This window comes from Neolewinella antarctica (genome assembly GCF_011927835.1).
GTDB lineage: Bacteria > Bacteroidota > Bacteroidia > Chitinophagales > Saprospiraceae > Neolewinella > Neolewinella antarctica.
The window spans coordinates 1-1331 of the sequence record NZ_JAATJH010000022.1 but is presented as its reverse complement, the minus strand read 5'-3'; the positions used below and the strand labels follow the sequence as shown (position 1 = coordinate 1331).

The 1331-nt window shown below is 49.3% G+C and carries 1 protein-coding gene; it reads right to left on the bottom strand.

Features of this window, described 5'->3' with window-relative positions:
• Positions 1-19 precede the first annotated feature (19 nt).
• Positions 20-1249, bottom strand: a complete 1230-nt coding sequence (locus GGR27_RS19760) for a transposase (RefSeq protein WP_168040642.1) — start codon at positions 1247-1249, stop codon at positions 20-22.
• Between the last annotated feature and the right edge of the window lie 82 nt (positions 1250-1331).

Below are 1331 nucleotides of genomic sequence, written 5' to 3'. Positions count from 1 at the left end.
CAATGGTCCGGGGAGGTTTTTAGGCTGCTCGGGCCGTACGTAGTCCGAAGTTAACCACCTCCGGCCACACTTTTTTAATTAACTGCGGGTGTAGGTCTACCCGACACAGCGATAATATTCGCCGAGCTTGATATTCGTTCATGTGAGCCGTCTTCGCATCCGCAATGGAAAAGGGCGGTGTCGGCGCGCCGGGTTTGCCTAAATTATAAGCTACCTTGGCTAACGAGGCCACGGTCAACGATACGTTGAAGTGGAAGTCGTTTTTCGGCCAAGAGTAGGCTTGGCAATGTTCCAGGCCGAGTTCCTGCTTAGCGTCGCGGTACAAAAACTCCTGTTGAAAGCGGCATTGATACATGTGTAGTATCTCACCCCCGTCTTGGCCTAGGTCGGTCGTAAAGTATAGTCGGTGCCTTTTGATCGAGCCGTCTTCTCGGTAGTCATGAACGACTACTAAGCCAATGTCTCGACCTAAGGTGGCCGAATTGACCCGTCCATAATAAGCCTTCCACTTGCCTGCTTCGTCAATGGCACAAGGCGCAAAGCTTTCCTGGTCAAGATTTGAAAAGTTAACCTTACCCGCATACCGTTTTGGTCTGCCACGACCCTTTTTGCGGGTTCCATGATAGAGGTAGCGTAAATCGGCATCTTTGCGCAATCTGGTGACTACGTAAAAACCATGGCTAACTAGCTCATCCACAAATGGTTGTTTAGAAAAATAAGCATCGGCTACTAGATAGTTGGACAACTCTTGCAAGCGTTCTTTGCGGGCTACGATCGTGCTTGCGTAGTAGTCCAGCAGCGTCTCCGACTTGTGTTGCGCTACGGTCTGAACCATATCTAGATGAAGCGCTACTTTGTTCTCAAGATCTACCGCCGCGATACCGCTAGCTTCCAAACCCCATTTACACTGACCGGCCACCCCGCTCCAATAGTAGCCCGTCCCATCGGTACACTTGCCCGCCTTGGAAATATAGGAGGGGTCAAAAGTGAGGATGAGCGTGTCGCTCAGATGTAGTTTACATAGTAGTAGATTAAAGCCAAGAAAATCAAAGGGCTTGGCGAAGTTATTACGGTAAGTACTCTCGTCATTTTGTCCGTACCGGCTCAGATGAGTAAAGTTATAACGCCCGTGTACGCAGAGCCATAAGTCAAAAAGATCGAGCAAAAAGTCGCGCTGCCATACCCCAACTCCATCCATTTGTTGTAATATTGAACGAGCAAGGGCTCCGGTCTTTGTAGGGCAAGTCATATCGGGAATGTGTAGTTACTTCCAAGATACGGACTTGCCCGTTTTTCTTGATTACACTATGCTAAACCTCCCCGGACCATTG